This window comes from Vibrio sp. 03_296 (assembly GCF_002265885.1).
On record NZ_NPKW01001350.1, the window covers coordinates 1 to 551 of the forward strand.

The 551-nt window shown below is 44.5% G+C and carries 1 protein-coding gene; it reads left to right on the forward strand.

The annotated features are described in order from the left end of the window. On the forward strand, window positions 1–361 hold a 361-nt coding region (locus CIK04_RS32110), incomplete at its 5' end, for a transposase (protein WP_176463496.1). Window positions 362–551 lie beyond the last annotated feature (190 nt).

The window sequence follows — 551 nt, forward strand, 5'->3', positions numbered from 1 at the left end:
CTGCACTCAAAGCAAAAACATGAAGAAAGTGATTACTCGGCATATCTATAGCGATGCCGTAGAGAGAGCAAATCAAATGCGGCTCTCTTCCTATGGCAAGAAGACTTATCGACGTCGAAGTGAAACAGTAGAACGGAGCTTTGCAGATGCCAAGCAACATCATGGTCATCGTTATGCTCGCTTCCGAGGTCTAGCCAATGTGCAAATGCAATGTTGGTTGGCAGCGGCAGCCCAAAACATCAAGAAGATAGCGTTGGTGGTGAACTATCTACGAAAAATGGGCTTAAATATGGCAGAAATAAGGCAGATACTTGCTTCTGTATACCCATGTAATGAATGGAAACTTCTGCGCACGATATAACAAAAAATATCACGATCGCGACCTACGGTCGCTTCCAAAAAAGAACCCCACTTAAAAAGCGGGGTTCGTCATCAATCTAGAGGGGCGACGTGTTCGGCCCCTTTTTCTTTGCGAGTTAAACCTTTGTTTACTCATTTCAGCTCTAACAAGTACCCTAGTTCCTAGTTCCTAGTTCCTAGTTCCTAGTTCC